This window comes from Nonomuraea sp. B208 (genome assembly GCF_057536035.1).
The window spans coordinates 258,165-271,519 of sequence record NZ_BAAJOU010000024.1; the positions used below are offsets into that span (position 1 = coordinate 258,165).

General features: G+C 67.8%; 17 protein-coding genes. 11 read left to right on the forward strand and 6 right to left on the reverse strand.

Going from position 1 to position 13,355, the window contains the following annotated elements; genetic code table 11:
• Positions 1-27 precede the first annotated feature (27 nt).
• Complete coding sequence (locus tag AC27IY_RS27355; RefSeq protein ID WP_487179657.1) at positions 28-1,257, reverse strand: helix-turn-helix domain-containing protein; 1,230 nt, start codon at positions 1,255-1,257, stop codon at positions 28-30.
• A 147-nt stretch (positions 1,258-1,404) separates the two neighbouring features.
• Entirely contained in the window at positions 1,405-2,106 is a 702-nt protein-coding gene (locus AC27IY_RS27360) for a GntR family transcriptional regulator (RefSeq protein ID WP_487179659.1), read from the reverse strand.
• Between the two features lie 287 nt (positions 2,107-2,393).
• On the opposite strand from AC27IY_RS27360, the gene AC27IY_RS27365 reads away from it, so the two are divergent.
• The 9 genes from AC27IY_RS27365 to AC27IY_RS27405 all read left to right on the forward strand — a co-directional run bounded on the left by AC27IY_RS27365 (position 2,394) and on the right by AC27IY_RS27405 (position 9,122).
• Positions 2,394-2,717 (forward strand): WhiB family transcriptional regulator, encoded by a 324-nt coding sequence (locus AC27IY_RS27365; RefSeq protein ID WP_487179660.1) that lies wholly within the window; start codon positions 2,394-2,396, stop codon positions 2,715-2,717.
• Positions 2,714-4,372 (forward strand): hypothetical protein, encoded by a 1,659-nt coding sequence (locus AC27IY_RS27370; protein WP_487179661.1) that lies wholly within the window; start codon positions 2,714-2,716, stop codon positions 4,370-4,372. The genes AC27IY_RS27365 and AC27IY_RS27370 overlap by 4 nt, the downstream gene beginning before the upstream one ends.
• The gene (locus AC27IY_RS27375; protein ID WP_487179662.1) at positions 4,372-4,797 is read left to right on the forward strand and encodes a hypothetical protein; all 426 of its coding nucleotides are present in this window, start codon (positions 4,372-4,374) and stop codon (positions 4,795-4,797) included. Before AC27IY_RS27370 ends, AC27IY_RS27375 begins: the two co-directional genes overlap by 1 nt.
• Positions 4,798-4,958: 161 nt before the next feature.
• Positions 4,959-5,174 (forward strand): hypothetical protein, encoded by a 216-nt coding sequence (locus AC27IY_RS27380; protein ID WP_487179663.1) that lies wholly within the window; start codon positions 4,959-4,961, stop codon positions 5,172-5,174.
• Between the two features lie 5 nt (positions 5,175-5,179).
• Complete coding sequence (locus AC27IY_RS27385) at positions 5,180-5,626, forward strand: hypothetical protein (RefSeq protein ID WP_487179664.1); 447 nt, start codon at positions 5,180-5,182, stop codon at positions 5,624-5,626.
• A gap of 14 nt (positions 5,627-5,640) precedes the next feature.
• Positions 5,641-6,054 (forward strand): hypothetical protein, encoded by a 414-nt coding sequence (locus tag AC27IY_RS27390; protein WP_487179665.1) that lies wholly within the window; start codon positions 5,641-5,643, stop codon positions 6,052-6,054.
• Entirely contained in the window at positions 6,051-6,902 is an 852-nt protein-coding gene (locus AC27IY_RS27395) for a hypothetical protein (protein WP_487179666.1), read from the forward strand. Before AC27IY_RS27390 ends, AC27IY_RS27395 begins: the two co-directional genes overlap by 4 nt.
• A 40-nt stretch (positions 6,903-6,942) precedes the next feature.
• Positions 6,943-8,844, forward strand: a complete 1,902-nt coding sequence (locus AC27IY_RS27400; RefSeq protein ID WP_487179668.1) for a hypothetical protein — start codon at positions 6,943-6,945, stop codon at positions 8,842-8,844.
• Positions 8,841-9,122, forward strand: a complete 282-nt coding sequence (locus AC27IY_RS27405) for a hypothetical protein (protein WP_487179669.1) — start codon at positions 8,841-8,843, stop codon at positions 9,120-9,122. The genes AC27IY_RS27400 and AC27IY_RS27405 overlap by 4 nt, the downstream gene beginning before the upstream one ends.
• 103 nt (positions 9,123-9,225) lie before the next feature.
• Here AC27IY_RS27405 and AC27IY_RS27410 read toward each other — a convergent pair whose 3' ends face one another.
• Complete coding sequence (locus AC27IY_RS27410) at positions 9,226-9,570, reverse strand: hypothetical protein (RefSeq protein ID WP_487179670.1); 345 nt, start codon at positions 9,568-9,570, stop codon at positions 9,226-9,228.
• A 247-nt stretch (positions 9,571-9,817) separates the two neighbouring features.
• Here AC27IY_RS27410 and AC27IY_RS27415 point away from each other — a divergent pair, with 247 nt between their 5' ends.
• A complete protein-coding gene (locus AC27IY_RS27415; protein ID WP_487179671.1) occupies positions 9,818-10,105 on the forward strand; it encodes a hypothetical protein in 288 nt (95 codons plus the stop codon).
• Positions 10,106-10,315: 210 nt separating this feature from the next.
• Positions 10,316-10,504, forward strand: coding sequence for a helix-turn-helix transcriptional regulator (locus AC27IY_RS27420; protein WP_487179672.1), 189 nt, complete (start codon positions 10,316-10,318; stop codon positions 10,502-10,504).
• A 425-nt stretch (positions 10,505-10,929) separates the two neighbouring features.
• Here the strand turns inward: AC27IY_RS27420 and AC27IY_RS27425 are convergent, their stop codons facing one another.
• The 3 genes from AC27IY_RS27425 to AC27IY_RS27435 form a co-directional block, all read right to left on the reverse strand.
• Positions 10,930-11,106: a hypothetical protein gene (locus tag AC27IY_RS27425; protein WP_423448468.1), complete on the reverse strand. Its 177-nt coding sequence runs from the start codon at positions 11,104-11,106 to the stop codon at positions 10,930-10,932.
• 490 nt (positions 11,107-11,596) lie between these two features.
• Positions 11,597-12,484, reverse strand: coding sequence for a transporter substrate-binding domain-containing protein (locus tag AC27IY_RS27430; protein ID WP_487179673.1), 888 nt, complete (start codon positions 12,482-12,484; stop codon positions 11,597-11,599).
• A complete protein-coding gene (locus AC27IY_RS27435; protein ID WP_487179675.1) occupies positions 12,477-13,064 on the reverse strand; it encodes a hypothetical protein in 588 nt (195 codons plus the stop codon). Before AC27IY_RS27435 ends, AC27IY_RS27430 begins: the two co-directional genes overlap by 8 nt.
• Positions 13,065-13,355: the final 291 nt, after the last annotated feature.

The window sequence follows — 13,355 nt, forward strand, 5'->3', positions numbered from 1 at the left end:
GCCCGTAAGGGATACGGAACGTATCCCTCAGTCGTCGAGGCCGAGGAAATCGGCGAGATCGCGCTGTTCGCTGGACGGCATCCGGGTCCGCGACTCGATGATCTCCTTCGTGACGTCGCGGCCGACCTGCTGGTATTGCAGCCAGGCCCCGTGCTGGCGTCGCAGGCGTGTCATCACTTCGGTCGCCTGGTCGGTGTCGCCGACGCGGACCAGCGCCCGCGCCCTGTCGAGCTGCGCCCGGTTGAGCGTGGAGGCGTTGGTGCTGCCGACGCCGTGAGGCAGAGCATCCATCGCCTCAAGCGCCTTGTCCGGCCGACCTTCGATCATCGCGTTCTCGGGTTCCTGCAGCGCAACAGTGAGCGGGCCGAACCGTTTCTGGCCGCCGAGGTCGTGTTCCCGGCCGAGTCGCGCACCGGCGGTCTTCGCGAGGCTCAGGTATTCGCCCGCCTCCTCGGGCCGGTTGTTGCGGATCGCTCCCGCGCTGGCCCGCATGAGCATCCATCCCCAGGCGGCGATCTCGTCGGGGGTGGCCTGGGACATGCGCGGCTCGATCTGGTCGGCAGCGGCGGAGCAGAGCTGTTCCACCTCGTCGAATCGGCCTTGCCGCAGCATGGCCCATGCCTGCGAGGACACGGCGGAGGCGGCGAGCGCCTGGTCTCCTGCGGTGATGGCGTCGCGTGCGGCTGCCTGAAGAGTCATGAGCGCCAGGTCGTGTGCCCGGATCTGGATGAGGTAGCGGCCGGCGAGCCCGAGCACGGCTGATCGTACGCGGTGGGCCTCCGCACGCTCTGTCCCGTCATTGAAGCGGGCGACGTGGTAGTGCGCGGACCGGACGAGGGCGGGCAGCAGGTGCGCGAGGTCGTCGTACCGATCCGCGTGGTAGGCCCGGTTGACGGAGGCCGCGGCGTCGGCGAGCCGGGGGAGCGCGACGTCGTCGTGGTCGGCGGTGCCGACGACGGGCATGCCGTTGAGCCCGATGGGGGGGATGAGCGCGGCCCGCATCTCGGTGAGCACGACATCGTCGCCGGTGTCCACGGTGGGGCGTGGCGGCCCTGCGGCCACGAACCAGACGGTCTTGACCCCGAAGACTTTCGCGATCTGCCGGTAGGTCTCCATCCTCGCGCTGCCGCCTTGTTCGATCTTCTTGATGACGGGGACGGACAGTCCGGCCCGCTCGGCGAGGTCTTCCTGGGTGAGTCCGCGGCGCTTGCGTAGCTCTCGTAGTCGAGCGCCAGGCTCCGTGCTAGCGTCATGCATAGCCCTGCACCTCCTGATGGTCGCAACCTCAGGTTAGGCCCGCAGGGCTTCATCATGCGAGAGGTTCTGGCGAAGGGCAGCGAGGCCCAGGGCGCCCGCAGCGACGCGATAAGTAGGCGGCATTCGCCTCCTTCGTCGTGCTGAGGGTCACGGCGCGGTTAGTGGTAGCCGCTGGTCCACGATGTGCACCCGCTGCGGGTTGAGGAGGCGGCGCAGTAGTTGGAGCGGCTGGCCAGTGTGATCGTAGGTGATGCGGGTGAGGTCGAGCAGAGGGCTGCTGAGGCTGACTCGGAACGCCGCTGCTTCTTCCGAGGTGGCTGACCGGACCCGGGTGCGCAGGTCGACGGTGCCTGATGATCGCTCAACGTCGAAGGTGCCTGTGTCGTACCGGTCTTTAAGTACGTACGTCCGGTCGAAGCATGCGAGACAGTCGGCGATCTCGCCCCACGCCTCCCAGCCCATGACGGGGGCACCGACGTCCAGGCGGAGCGCCTGAGCGACTTCCCCGTGTGCGGGCATCTGGCGGGGCGGGGTCGGGGTCAGTTGACCGCTGACGCCCGCTTGACGGCACGCGGTCGCCCAAGCTGTCGATTCGTCGCGCCGCTCAATGGCCATGGCGATCTCAATGGCTACGGGGAGAGGCTGGACGATCATGCCGCGATTGGCGACACGCCACACCAGCCCTTCCTCCTTCAGCTCCCGCATGACGTTGGTGATGACCTGCCGGCTCACACCGTAGACGCGGGTTAGCACCTCGGTGTGGGGGAGTGGGTCGCCCGCTGGAAAGGTGCCGTCGAGGATCTTGTTCCGGAGGTCGACTAGGACCTCGGGAAACCTCGCGACGGGCACGGGCGGGCTCCTTCGTTGGGCTGCTCTGGCTGGCGTTGATCGTAGTACGGCAGCAGGATCGGTGCTTCTCACGTGCGGGCTTGACAGTGATCGTCCGGTGATGCAGCATGGCTACAGCGACGCTGTTTACTAGTAAACACATCGTAGCAGGGCACGAAAAAGCGGCCCTCCGCTCCACCGGAAAGCCGCACACCACAAGCCCTCGCGGGCCCACGCCCGGAACTCCACTTCCAGGCGGGGCCCTAGCCACCAGGTCTCTCTCCCCTCGTGAAAGGAACCGAGACCCGATGACCAGCCACATCGTGGCATCGCCGCGCGGCGTTGTCACATCCGACCCCATGCCCGACCTCGACGCGGCCCTCCTGACCCGCGCAGCCAAGTGCCGCCAGCCCGACGCCGACCCCGACGACTGGTACCCCCTCGACGAGAACCAGGCCAACAACGAGGACTACGCCCGCGGGCTCTGCTCCGGCTGCCCCTTCACCGGCCTGGCTGGCGAGTGTGTGAACCGTGCGCGGGCGATGCCGTTCGACAACTGGGGCGTCATCGGCGGCACCACCCCGACCCAGCGCCGCCTCCTCGGCATCGGCACGTACGAGGCGGCGGCGTGAGATTGCTCGCCCCCAGCCCCGAGCGTGAGCGCGCCCGGCTCGAAGCGGAGCAGTTCCGCATCGAGCAGGAGGAACTGCGCGAAGCTGCCCGGCGCAAGCGCGAGCTCGAAGAGGCCGAGCACCGCGCCGCCCTCTCCGAGCGGGCGGGCGAGCTGGCCGAGCAGGAGCAGACCCGGATCGTCGCCGAGGCCGACGCCGAGGCCGAGCGCACCCGCGCGAAGTGGCGGAAGCGGCGCGCGGTCTGGGCCGAGCGGACGCGGACGGCCGGCCGTCTAGCCGTCATGAGCACGACGAACCTCGGGGTCAACCTCGTCGCCGTCTCCGGGCAGGCGATGTCGTTCATGCAGCGCGGTCTCCCGCCGGTGTGGGCCATCATCGCGGCCGGGATCGTCGAGTCGGTCGCCGTGTACGTCTCCTGGCACGCCCACGTAGCGCTGCGGGAGGGCGACGCGGCCTGGGCCATCCGCATGTGGTCCTACGCGATTGGGGCGGGCGCCGGCTACCTGTCGTACACGCACGTACAGGACTACCCCGAGCTGTTCGCGGCCTGCTCGCTCGCCTCGCCGTGGCTGTGGTCGATGCACTCGCGGCACCTGCACCGCCAGGACTTGAGAGAGAAAGGGCTGATCGACCCCCGTGCGCCGAAGTTCAGCGTGCTGCGCTGGCTGCTGCACACCAAGGAGACGTTCGCCGCCTTCAAGTGGGCGATCAGCGAAGGCGTGCAGAGCCCGCATCTCGCGGTCGAGGTGGTCCGGTCGCGCCGCACCGTCCGGCAGACGTGGCAGGCGGTGGACCGCGCGCAGGCGGCGGTCGTCGCGGCGCAGCGGACGCAGTTGGAGCTCGCGCTGACGCAACTCGCCGCCTTGTCGGAGGAGTTGTACGGCGTGGACCCGGACGCGCTGGCGGCGAAGCAGACGATCGCCCGGTTCGTTCAGCGGGTCGGCGGTGGGATGTTCCCGATGTACCGTCCGCTGTCCGCGGGCGAGCTTCGTCCGGCGGACGAGCGGACGGACGAGAAGCGGACGGACAGCGCGGACGACGGCCGGACGGACCGTGGTCGGACGGCGGACGAGCCGGTGCGGCGCGCGCGGTGGCGGGATGCGCTCGCATTCAGGCGGACGGCGGACGAGAAGCGGACGGACGGCGGACGGGCGGCGGGCGAGAAGCCCGAGCAGACGCGGACGGACGGCGCGGACGAGAGGTCTCGTCCGGGCGGACGGCCCGGCAAGAAGCGGACGGACGAGCGTCACTCGTCCGGGCGGACGAACGGCGGACGGGCCGCACGGACGAACGGCAGACGGACGGCGCGGACGGGCGGACGGTCCGCAGGTGCGGACGACTTCGGCGACCTGCTGCCGCTCGGGCGGAGGATCCTCGCCGAGCACAACCGGATGGGCGCGAAGCTCACTCGCGACGCGCTCGCGGCCGCCGTGAAAGCGGACGGACGGACGATCAGCAACGAGCGCGCCAGCGCTCTGCTGCGAGTGCTGAAGGCGGCCGCTGTCCACGCGGACGGGAACGGCTCGTCCGCGTGGACGGAGACGGCGGACGGCGCGGACGGGCACGGTTCGTCCGGCGCGGACGAGAAGCGGACGAACGGCGCGGACGAGAACGGCTCGTCCGCCGACAACAGCGACGACGAGGAAGCGAACTGATGACCAGCGAGACGGACGAGACGGTCGAGCGGGCCTGCTACCTCCCCCTATGGGACGAGGCCACCGGCGAGTTCCACAACGGGTGGATGACGTACCGGGTCGGTGACCCGTACTTCGTCCACCTGGAGATCGAGGACTGGCCCGCCGGGGTGGTCGCGCCCCGGCATGTCCTCGCGGACGGCATGGACGGCCTGGCCGAGTGCCTGTCGAAGCCGGACCGCACCGCGCTGCGGGCTCAGCCGGCCCCGGACGGCAAGCACGTGCTGCTCGGGATCACGCAGGGAGACCTGCTCCTGGCGGTGTTCCGTACTCCCGGCGACGTTCTCGCGCGGCACGTGACCGGCTTCTACAAGCTGGTGCCGACCAGTGAGGCAATGGCGCGGATCAACTGGGACGCCGTGATCGCCAACTTGCGAGCGGCGTGACCGACTGTGACCAGCCGCCAGCCGGTGTTCACCGCCGACCAGACCCGCAGACCGCCACCACGGGGCGACCTCAACGCGCGCAGTGCACGTGCGCGCACGTGCGCGAGATCGTAGCACGACCCCGCCAGCAGTAACCGTCCGTGACGATCGGGAGGAGTCACGTGTCGACCCGCCGCGAGGCCCGCAAGAAGCGCTTCCACGCCAGCATCAAAGGTGCGCCGACCGCCAAGGAGACGTTCCACGAGGCCATCCGCTACCTCACCGCCGAGTTGGCCGACATGCACAACGCCGACGAGGTCGAAGGTGACCGGCTCTACACCCACTACGCCGCCGAGTTCCGGAGCCACGCCGACGACGTCAACCGCCAGAGGAGGTGACCAACATGCCACGCAGCATCCGCTCCCCGTTCCCCACGTCGGACCAGCACGCGAAGGACGAGCAGAGCGCCAAGCAGCCCCAGCCCGCCACCGACGAGGTCGAGACGGTCGCCCCGGTCGTGCCCCTGCGCGACGACCAGCCCCAGGTGCCCGACACGCCCGCAGCGCCGCGACTGGACCAGCTCGTCGAGCTTGTTCAGGGCCCGCTGGTCGACTGGATCGCCCGTGAACGGCCCTCCTACATGCCCTCGCCCATCACGTTCGTCCGGGAGCGGTGGTCACCGCCGTGGCTGCCGGGCGATGTCGGCGCGCTGGTGTGGGCCTGGCGGGTGCTGCTGCTGGCCCGCGCGCTGCTCTACACGGCGTTCTACATCCCCGCCATGACGATCTTCCTCCCCGAGCTGACCACGGCCGCGATCGTCGCCTACCTCATCCTGCACTTCTTCGCCTGAAGGGACCCCTCACCGTGGACAACCTGCTCGTCGGACTCGGCGGCGTGACCGCCCTGATGCTGGCCTTCGGCATCGGGCTCATCTGGAAGAAGACCGCGCCGAAGTTCACCGCCTGGTGGATGCTCGTCGCTGGCGTCGGACTGATCGGGACGTTCTTCGAGGCCATCGTCCGGGCGGTCACGGGCCGCCTGCACCCCGTCGTTCCGGCGATCCTGCTGGGCATTTGCGCGGCCATCTGGTTCGCGGACGTGTGGGGGAAGTCGAACAAGGTCGGCCGCGCCACCGCGATCGTTGCCCCGTTCATCCCCACGCTGCTGGTCGTCAGCGCCATCACGGTGTTCGGCATCAACACCGCTGACCTTGGCCGCGACGCCAAGAAGGCGTGGCAGGACACCTTGACCGCCAACGTCGAAGGGGGCCGCAAGTGATCACCTTCATCCTGCTGCTGACCCTGTCCGGAGTCATCACCGCCGCCCTGGTGAAGCGCCCCGACGCCCGCGCCGCCACCGTGGGCGGCCTCCGGGCAGGAGCGGCGCAGGCCGACCTCGAGTTCCGGCGCGGCTTCACCGCCGCGCGCACCCACTACGACCAGGCCCAGAAGTACCTCACCCGCCCGACCGCGTCCGGAGCCCCGCCGGGACCGCGCAACCTCCGCTGGTGGACCTCTCTCGCCTTCGGAGTCGTCGGCGGCACCACCGCGGCGGTCGCGGGCGGGACCTATGGGCTGCTCAAGGTCCTTGGTGGTGCTGTCCGGATCGGCCGCCAGGCCGCCCAGGGTGCTCGTCAGGCCTACCGCGACTACCAGGCCACCCGCGAGATCGAAGAGGCCGAGGTGGTCGAGGAAGCCGAGGAGGAAGCCCCGCCGACCGAGGAGGAAGCCCCCGAGGAGACGCCCGAGCTGTCGGCCGCCGCCGACATCCGCGACCAGAAGCCCGTCGTCGACCTGACCAAGTACGACACCCCAGAAGGGACCACCGTGAACGCCGAATTCACCAGCTTCGCCCAGCTCAAGCACGACCACGACACCGCCAACACCGACATGATGCAGGTCGCCGCCGCCATCGACGGCCAGATGGCCGGCTTGCTGCAGAAGAACATGGGCCGCGGCGAGCTCATCACGGCGATGATGGCCGCGCACGAGACCGCCAAGCAGCTCGCCGACCAGCACCAGCGGATCGCCGACCTTGCCGCAGCCCAGTCCACCGTGGCCGAGAGCCACGCGGCGGTCGGTGGCGTGAACAACGTGGCCGACAAGGAAGCGTACGCGGGCGGCTGAGCCCGGCCGCACGCCGACGACCACGCGAAAGGAGCTCCCATTGCCCAAGGTCAGAAAGCAGAAGCCGACCGATGAGGTCGCCCGCACGGTGCGGCGCGTCGCGTTCCGCCAGCGCTACCGCATGGTGATGGCAGCTCCGTTCGCGTGGCTAATTGCGCTACCGCTGTCGGCGGGAATCCATGTGCTGCCGGTTCACCCGGCCGTGGCCGTCCTCATCGCGGCGGCCACGGTCGTGGTCCCGGTTCGCAAGGCCGTCCAGGCCCGCCAGAACGTCGCCGCCGCGGTGTTCGGCGCGGCCTGGCTCATCGCCACCGCCCCGGTCGGCCCCACAGGGCTGGTGGTCCAGGCGGGGGTGGCCGGCTGGCTGTCGTTCGCGCTGCTGCACTGGCGGCGTCACCGCCGCCTACCCCTGCCCGGCCGCGCGCCGGTGGCCGAGGAGCCGCTGATCACCGTCGAGCAGGTCGAAATCGACCCCGAGGTGGCGCGGATCATCGCCCGGTTCAACGAGCGCCTGGCCGCCAAGGGCAAGGCGCTGGACGGCATGACGCTGACGACGCCGAAGCGGATCGACGCCGGGTATCGCGCGGAGATCCGGGCGGTGCCGGGGGAGAAGGAGACCAAGGACATCATGGCGGCCGCGGGGAAGGTGGCTTCGGCCTTCCAGACCTCGACGCAGCTCGCCGTGCTGGAGCCGTCGCCCTCGGGGGACAACTCCCGCGCCCTGTTCACCCTGCTGGAGGCTGACACGCTGGCCCAGGTGCGCCGGTTCGAGGACGTGCAGCCCCGCATCGGCAAGGACGGCCGGGCGCACATCGGCTACTTCTACGACCTCGCCCCGGCCCACTGGGCGTTCTACACGAAGTCGGGCGGCATGCGGCACGGCATCATCGTCGGCGACTCCGAAGCGGGCAAGTCCCGGTCGGTGGAGACGCTGCTCGGCCTGGCTCACCAGTCCGACAAGGTCGCGACGGTACTGCTCGACCCGCAGGGCGGCTCGGCGCCGGATTGGAACGACCGTACCCACCGCTGCGCGCTCGGCGAGGACGACTGCGCGTACGAGCTGGACCTGTGGCACTGGGTGATGCGCCGCCGCGTGCGCCACCTCGCCCGCATCCCGTGGGTGGACGAGGACGGCGACGAGCGGATCGGCAAGACGCACCTCGTGCCGGGTGACCCCGATGCGGGCGGCATGACCGGGATCTTCTTCGTCCTGGAGGAGGCGCCGGAGCTGCTGACGCACGACGTGCACGGCAAGAAGGCCGTGGCCACGCTCGCCTCGGGGGCGAAGACCTGGCGCAAGGGCGGCGGCGGGATCGTCTTGGTCGCCCAGGACCCGAACATGACCGAGCTGGGCGGGAGCGTCACCTTGAGGGCGCAGCTCCGCAAGAACGCCTGCGCGCTGCGGACGCAGACGCCCGGCGCGGCCTACCAGATGGGCCTCCCGCAGGACCCGTCGCTGCTCCCGGCGACGTTCAAGAACGGGACGCTGACGCAGGGTCTCGCCTATCTGTCTGGGATAGACCGGCGGGCCGCCCTGATGCGGTGGCTGTACACCGAGAAGCCGAAGCTCATCGCCCGCCAGCCGGCCGCCGGTCGGATCGACGACCTGACGATGGGCTGGATCGAGGAGTACGCCAGCGCGAAGAAGGACGGGCGGGAGCCGCGCGCGGGCAAGCGCCCGGGTGCGGAGGAGCCGCGTTCGACGCCGGGTGACGTGAAGGCGGCGATCATCGACGTGCTCGCCGACGCGGATGGCCTGGCGCTGGAGCTCGGGGAGCTGCTGCACCTGGTGCTCAAGCAGCGGGTGACGGCTCCTCCGAGTGAGATCCACACGCAGCTCAAGCAGCTCGTGAAGGACGGGCGGGTGTGGCTGGTCGGCAAGGACGGGGGAGAGGCTTACGCCCTTCCTGAGGAGCTTCTGGAGCGTCTGGGGGACCGATGAAGGCTTTGGCCCGGGTCGAGATGGTGGCGGCGTGGCTGGCGGTGATGTGGGCTGCTGCACCGCATACGCATGTGCGCAGCGTGTCTCTGGCTGTGGTGGTGCCGCTGCTCGTCGTCTTGGTCGGCGCGGTGCTGCTGGCACTGGAGCGGCTCGGAGCGGGTGTGATCGGCATCGTACTGACGGTTACTGCGGTGTGGATGTTCGTCGCCGCTACGTGGGGCGTGCTCGGTGGCATTGTGCTCTTGGTGTCGAGCGTTGCGGCGCTGGCCAGCGGGTGACACCGGCAGTCAAGATCAACGTAGATGCCGCGGTCGCCTCCACCCACATGGCTACGGTCTGAGGCCCCGGTCTTCTGAGGGATCGGGGCCTTTCGAATGATCGCTACTCTCGCGCGCCAGGCCGCTGGTAGCGGCCGTCGGTCTTGCGGATGCCGGCTTCGATGCCTCCGTCGATACGGCCGTGGCGGGTGTAGATGTTGACTCCGCATGCCTCAGCGAACTCATGCAGTTGGAAGTTGGGGTCCTCGTAGCCGAGGACTTGCGCCGCGACCCACATCACGTTCTTGCGGACTGTGTCGGTCTGCTCGGGCGTGAGCTGCTCACGCTGGTTGACGGGCCGGTCGTCTTCGCGGCGGTGGCCGGCGCGGTCGGCCCGAGAGTGAGCATCGGACCAGTCATGCTGGCGAATTTCCGCAGCAAACTTGGCGGCCAGGCGGCTCAAAGCCATGGGTTCCTCCGATAGGAACGGGGTGGAAACCGCCCCCCGACGGGGCGGCCACTGGCCAACCTAGCGCAGTAGCCGCCAAGCGCAACGCAATCTCGCTGTCTGGCTCGAACCCGCCTCGACCGGGTACTGCGTCCTAGGCGTCAGAGGCTCCCGTGAATAGCTGGAGTTCCTGTAGGCGCCAGGGCCAACACATCGCCGTCACCGCCCGTCGAATATGCGTCACTCTCCACACAGATCAGGGAGACGCATGATCACTCGCACGCTCGCCGCCACAGCCCTCGCCCTCGCGGCCCTCACCACTGCCCCCGCCGCCGCGCATGCGGCCACGACCGCCACCGCGGCTGTGACTGCGGCCACTAACGTCGCCAGCGCAGCGTGCTCTTACCGGCAAGTCGGCAACACCTGGCGGTGCATTACTCCCGGTGCCTACTGTCCGAAGGCGGCCCACCTCCGCTACGGGTACGCCAAGGTCACCAACCGCAAGTACCGGTGCACCCGGTATGCGAACGGGCAGTGGCGCTGGAAGCGCGTCTGACCACCCTCACGGCTTCAGTAAAGGCCCGCCTGCCCACACCTTGGACGGCGGGTCTTTCGCATGTCCCCTTTTGGTGTGGTGCTCGCGCTACGTGAGTGGCGCGAGCTGAAGCGTATGACGCGTCAGTATGCGAATATTGCTTCAACTGCGTCACGCTGGCAAGGGCCGCCAAGGGTCGCGCGAGGCGGCAGGGCATGTGAAGGGGAATCGGTGGCGGAGAAGCATCTCACTCCAGAGGAGTTGGCGGAGCGGGTGGATGTACCTGTCTCGACCGTGTACCAGTGGAACTCGCGAGGCGGTGGCCCGCGTTTCATGAAGATCGGCAGGCATGTGCGCTACAAGATCGCCGATGTGAAAGCGTGGGAGGAATCGCTGTACGTGGAGCAGGTTGCCGGCTGACCCTTGGTGGAGCCGCCCCGGATCACCCTGAGTGATCCGGGGCTCCTGCTGCCGAAAGGCTTCTCCGGCCGTGACTTCCCCTGCTCCGGTTCTGCCTCAGTTCTGCCCGAGGGCGACTAGCAGTGGCAAACGCTGGCAAGTAAGGACAAGAGTTTTCCCAGCTAAAGACCGTTCTCGCGAGCGAACCTCCAGCTCGGCCACGTGTGTGTCGTAGATCTTCACCATTTTCGAGGGGACGTCGGAGATCCAGCGCCTGATCATCGGCCGCGCCGTCACCGGCCTCCCGGTCCGGTGAACGCACCCTGCTCGATGCTCGGCGGTAGCTGCTGGGTGGAGAGCGCGGAGGGCCTCTGTTTCCCCAGAACCGTCCGCGCTCTCTCCCCTATGGGGAAGGCCGGGCTAGTCGATCAAGACTAGTGGCCGGATCAGCGGCAGTGGTGCGGCGACGTGTCGCAGTCGATGGGGTCGAAGTCGGGATAGATCGACGAAACACCTCCGCCGTCAGAGGTGGCGGCCGCTGCGGGACCGGCACTGATGAGCTGCGCGGCACCGATGGTGAAGAACGCGGCCATGATCATGGCAGCCGTACGCTTTTTGTTCATATGGAACATCTCCTTGTGTCGTCGGACACGAGCAATGATCTTCAGCGCCCTTGGTGATCTCTTGGCGAGGTCTTGGTGATCAGTTGCGCGTGACCCTGCCTCTCGGCACCTTCGAATGGCAGTGGACGGAGGCGGTGGGCTCATGCCGTCGGTCCTGTGCGGGAACTGCGGCACGCGCGGCTTTCGGGTCGGCCTTCTGGCGCTCTTGCTGACGACACCCCCATTCCTCGCCTCCCTCCTGGCCAATCACAAGGTGCACTGCAAGCCGGACCCCGGCGTTAAGTCGGTCGTGGCCACGCTGGTGCAAGGGCGGCGACGAAATTGTCCTGATCGCTCAGGACCCCGAACATGATTGAGTTGGGCGGGTTGGCGACGTATGGGTGCAGTTCCGCGAGAACGCGTGCGCGTTGCGGACGTAGACGTCCGGTGCGGCCTACCAGATGGGCTCCCGCAGGACACGTCGCTGCTGCCGGCGACGCCGGGCGTCTTCCTACGGTTTGCAGGAGACCCTGCTGATGTCTGACGGTGCGGGCTTGAATCTGGTCTCGAAATCTTCCGGATATGCGTCCACGGCGCTCGTCAGATGGGCCTTGAAATCGGTCGTCCACTGCTTCTTGACATAGTCGATGATGATGGTGGTGATCGCTTCACAGTCTGCTCCATGACCTCTTTCCATGGCGATGCCGTATTGCTGGATGGTGCCGAACGCGCCAGGGAAGATGATCTTGTATTTGCCGGGGCGGGCCTGCATGAAGCCGTGCAATATGATCTCGTCGTCGAACACGGCGTCGGCGAGCTTGTTCTCCAGTTTGTCGACGCACGCGTTGGTGGTGGGGGCGGGGTTGTCCAAGTTCGCGTCCTGGATCGTGACCTTGTGGCCGGTGGTGTCCTCGACGGCGCACACGACTTTTCCGGCGAGGTCCTCTCGCGTGTTCATTCTGTTGTCATCTGCTCTGACGAGCAGGGCTTGCGGGGTGGTCATGTAAGGGCCGGCGAAGTCGATGCCGTCGGCTTTGCGGTCGCTGGTGATGGAGAAGGTCGCGATGACGAGTTCGGCGTGCCCGTCCTTGAGGCTGGCGGCGCGATTGGCCACGGTGAGGATGGTGGCCGCGGTCGCCCGGCGGCTCGCCGGATCTTCGAGTGCCTTCATGACCTGGATGTCGAAGCCGCTCAGTTTCCCCGATGCGCCGCCGACGGCGAATCCCGGTGAGTCGTTCGTCACGCCTACTGCGATCGTCCCGGAAAGGAGCGAGGCGCCTTTTCCCGAGGACGGCGGGCACGTCAATCCGGAGCTGCACGCGAGCAGGGTCGAGAGTGCGACGGCCGCGGCGAGCAGCCTGTAAATCCTACGCATGACCGGCTGATCCTCTTCAATCATTCGACAGGGTGACTTTGAGGACGGACAGATCGACCGCACAGTTGGCGTCTTTGGCTTTGTTGATCACGACTACTTCGAGGGAGAGCTTTTCTGCGCCCGGCCTTATGTCCACCTGGAACTCTTCTCCGGGCAGGGTACGAATGGTCGGGCCCGGGTTCTTGGCGATGAGCGGCGTCACTTGGAGATCGGTGCTGATGCGGCACGTTCCCAGCTCCGGTCGATGGTCCGACGTCTGTAAGGTGATCAGTGCCTTCTTTCGCCAGGGCTTGACCGTGATCTCGACGGTCGCGTGCCCTTGCTCGGGCAGCAGGCCTTTCACGTTGTCGAGGCGTATTTGCGCGGTCGCGTCGACCGACTGGTTCTCGTGGACATAGGTGCTCACGTAAGTGATCGCACCGACGATCGCGTTGAGTGCGAACAGCGCGGCGATCACCGGCCATCTGGTGATCGTGATGATCCATTGAGCCGGCCCGGGTTGTCCGTCCTGCGGTTTCGATCTGGCTATCCAGGCGGCGATGATGGTTCCCCCGAAGGAGAGGGCCGCGGTGGCCAGCCCCGTGAGGACCTGGTCCGATCTCACATAGGTAACCGTGAGAACTGTGGCCCCTATGGCCCCTACGCAGAGGAGCGTGGCGCGCAAAGGGATGTGGTCCTTCTTTGCGCGCCTATGGGTTGTCAACGAAACCTCTCCTGCTGGTGGGAGAATCTGACGCTGCACGCCCAGTGTCCGGTCTGTTGATCTCTGTCGCCGAGAGTACGAATATTAAACAGTGCAGATATTTGACCCGCAAGGGGATTCCTGATAGTTGCGGGTTTGGCCGCTTTGCTCAGCAATTCAGGCCGATTCGGCCGATCGAGCCGAAATCTGGCT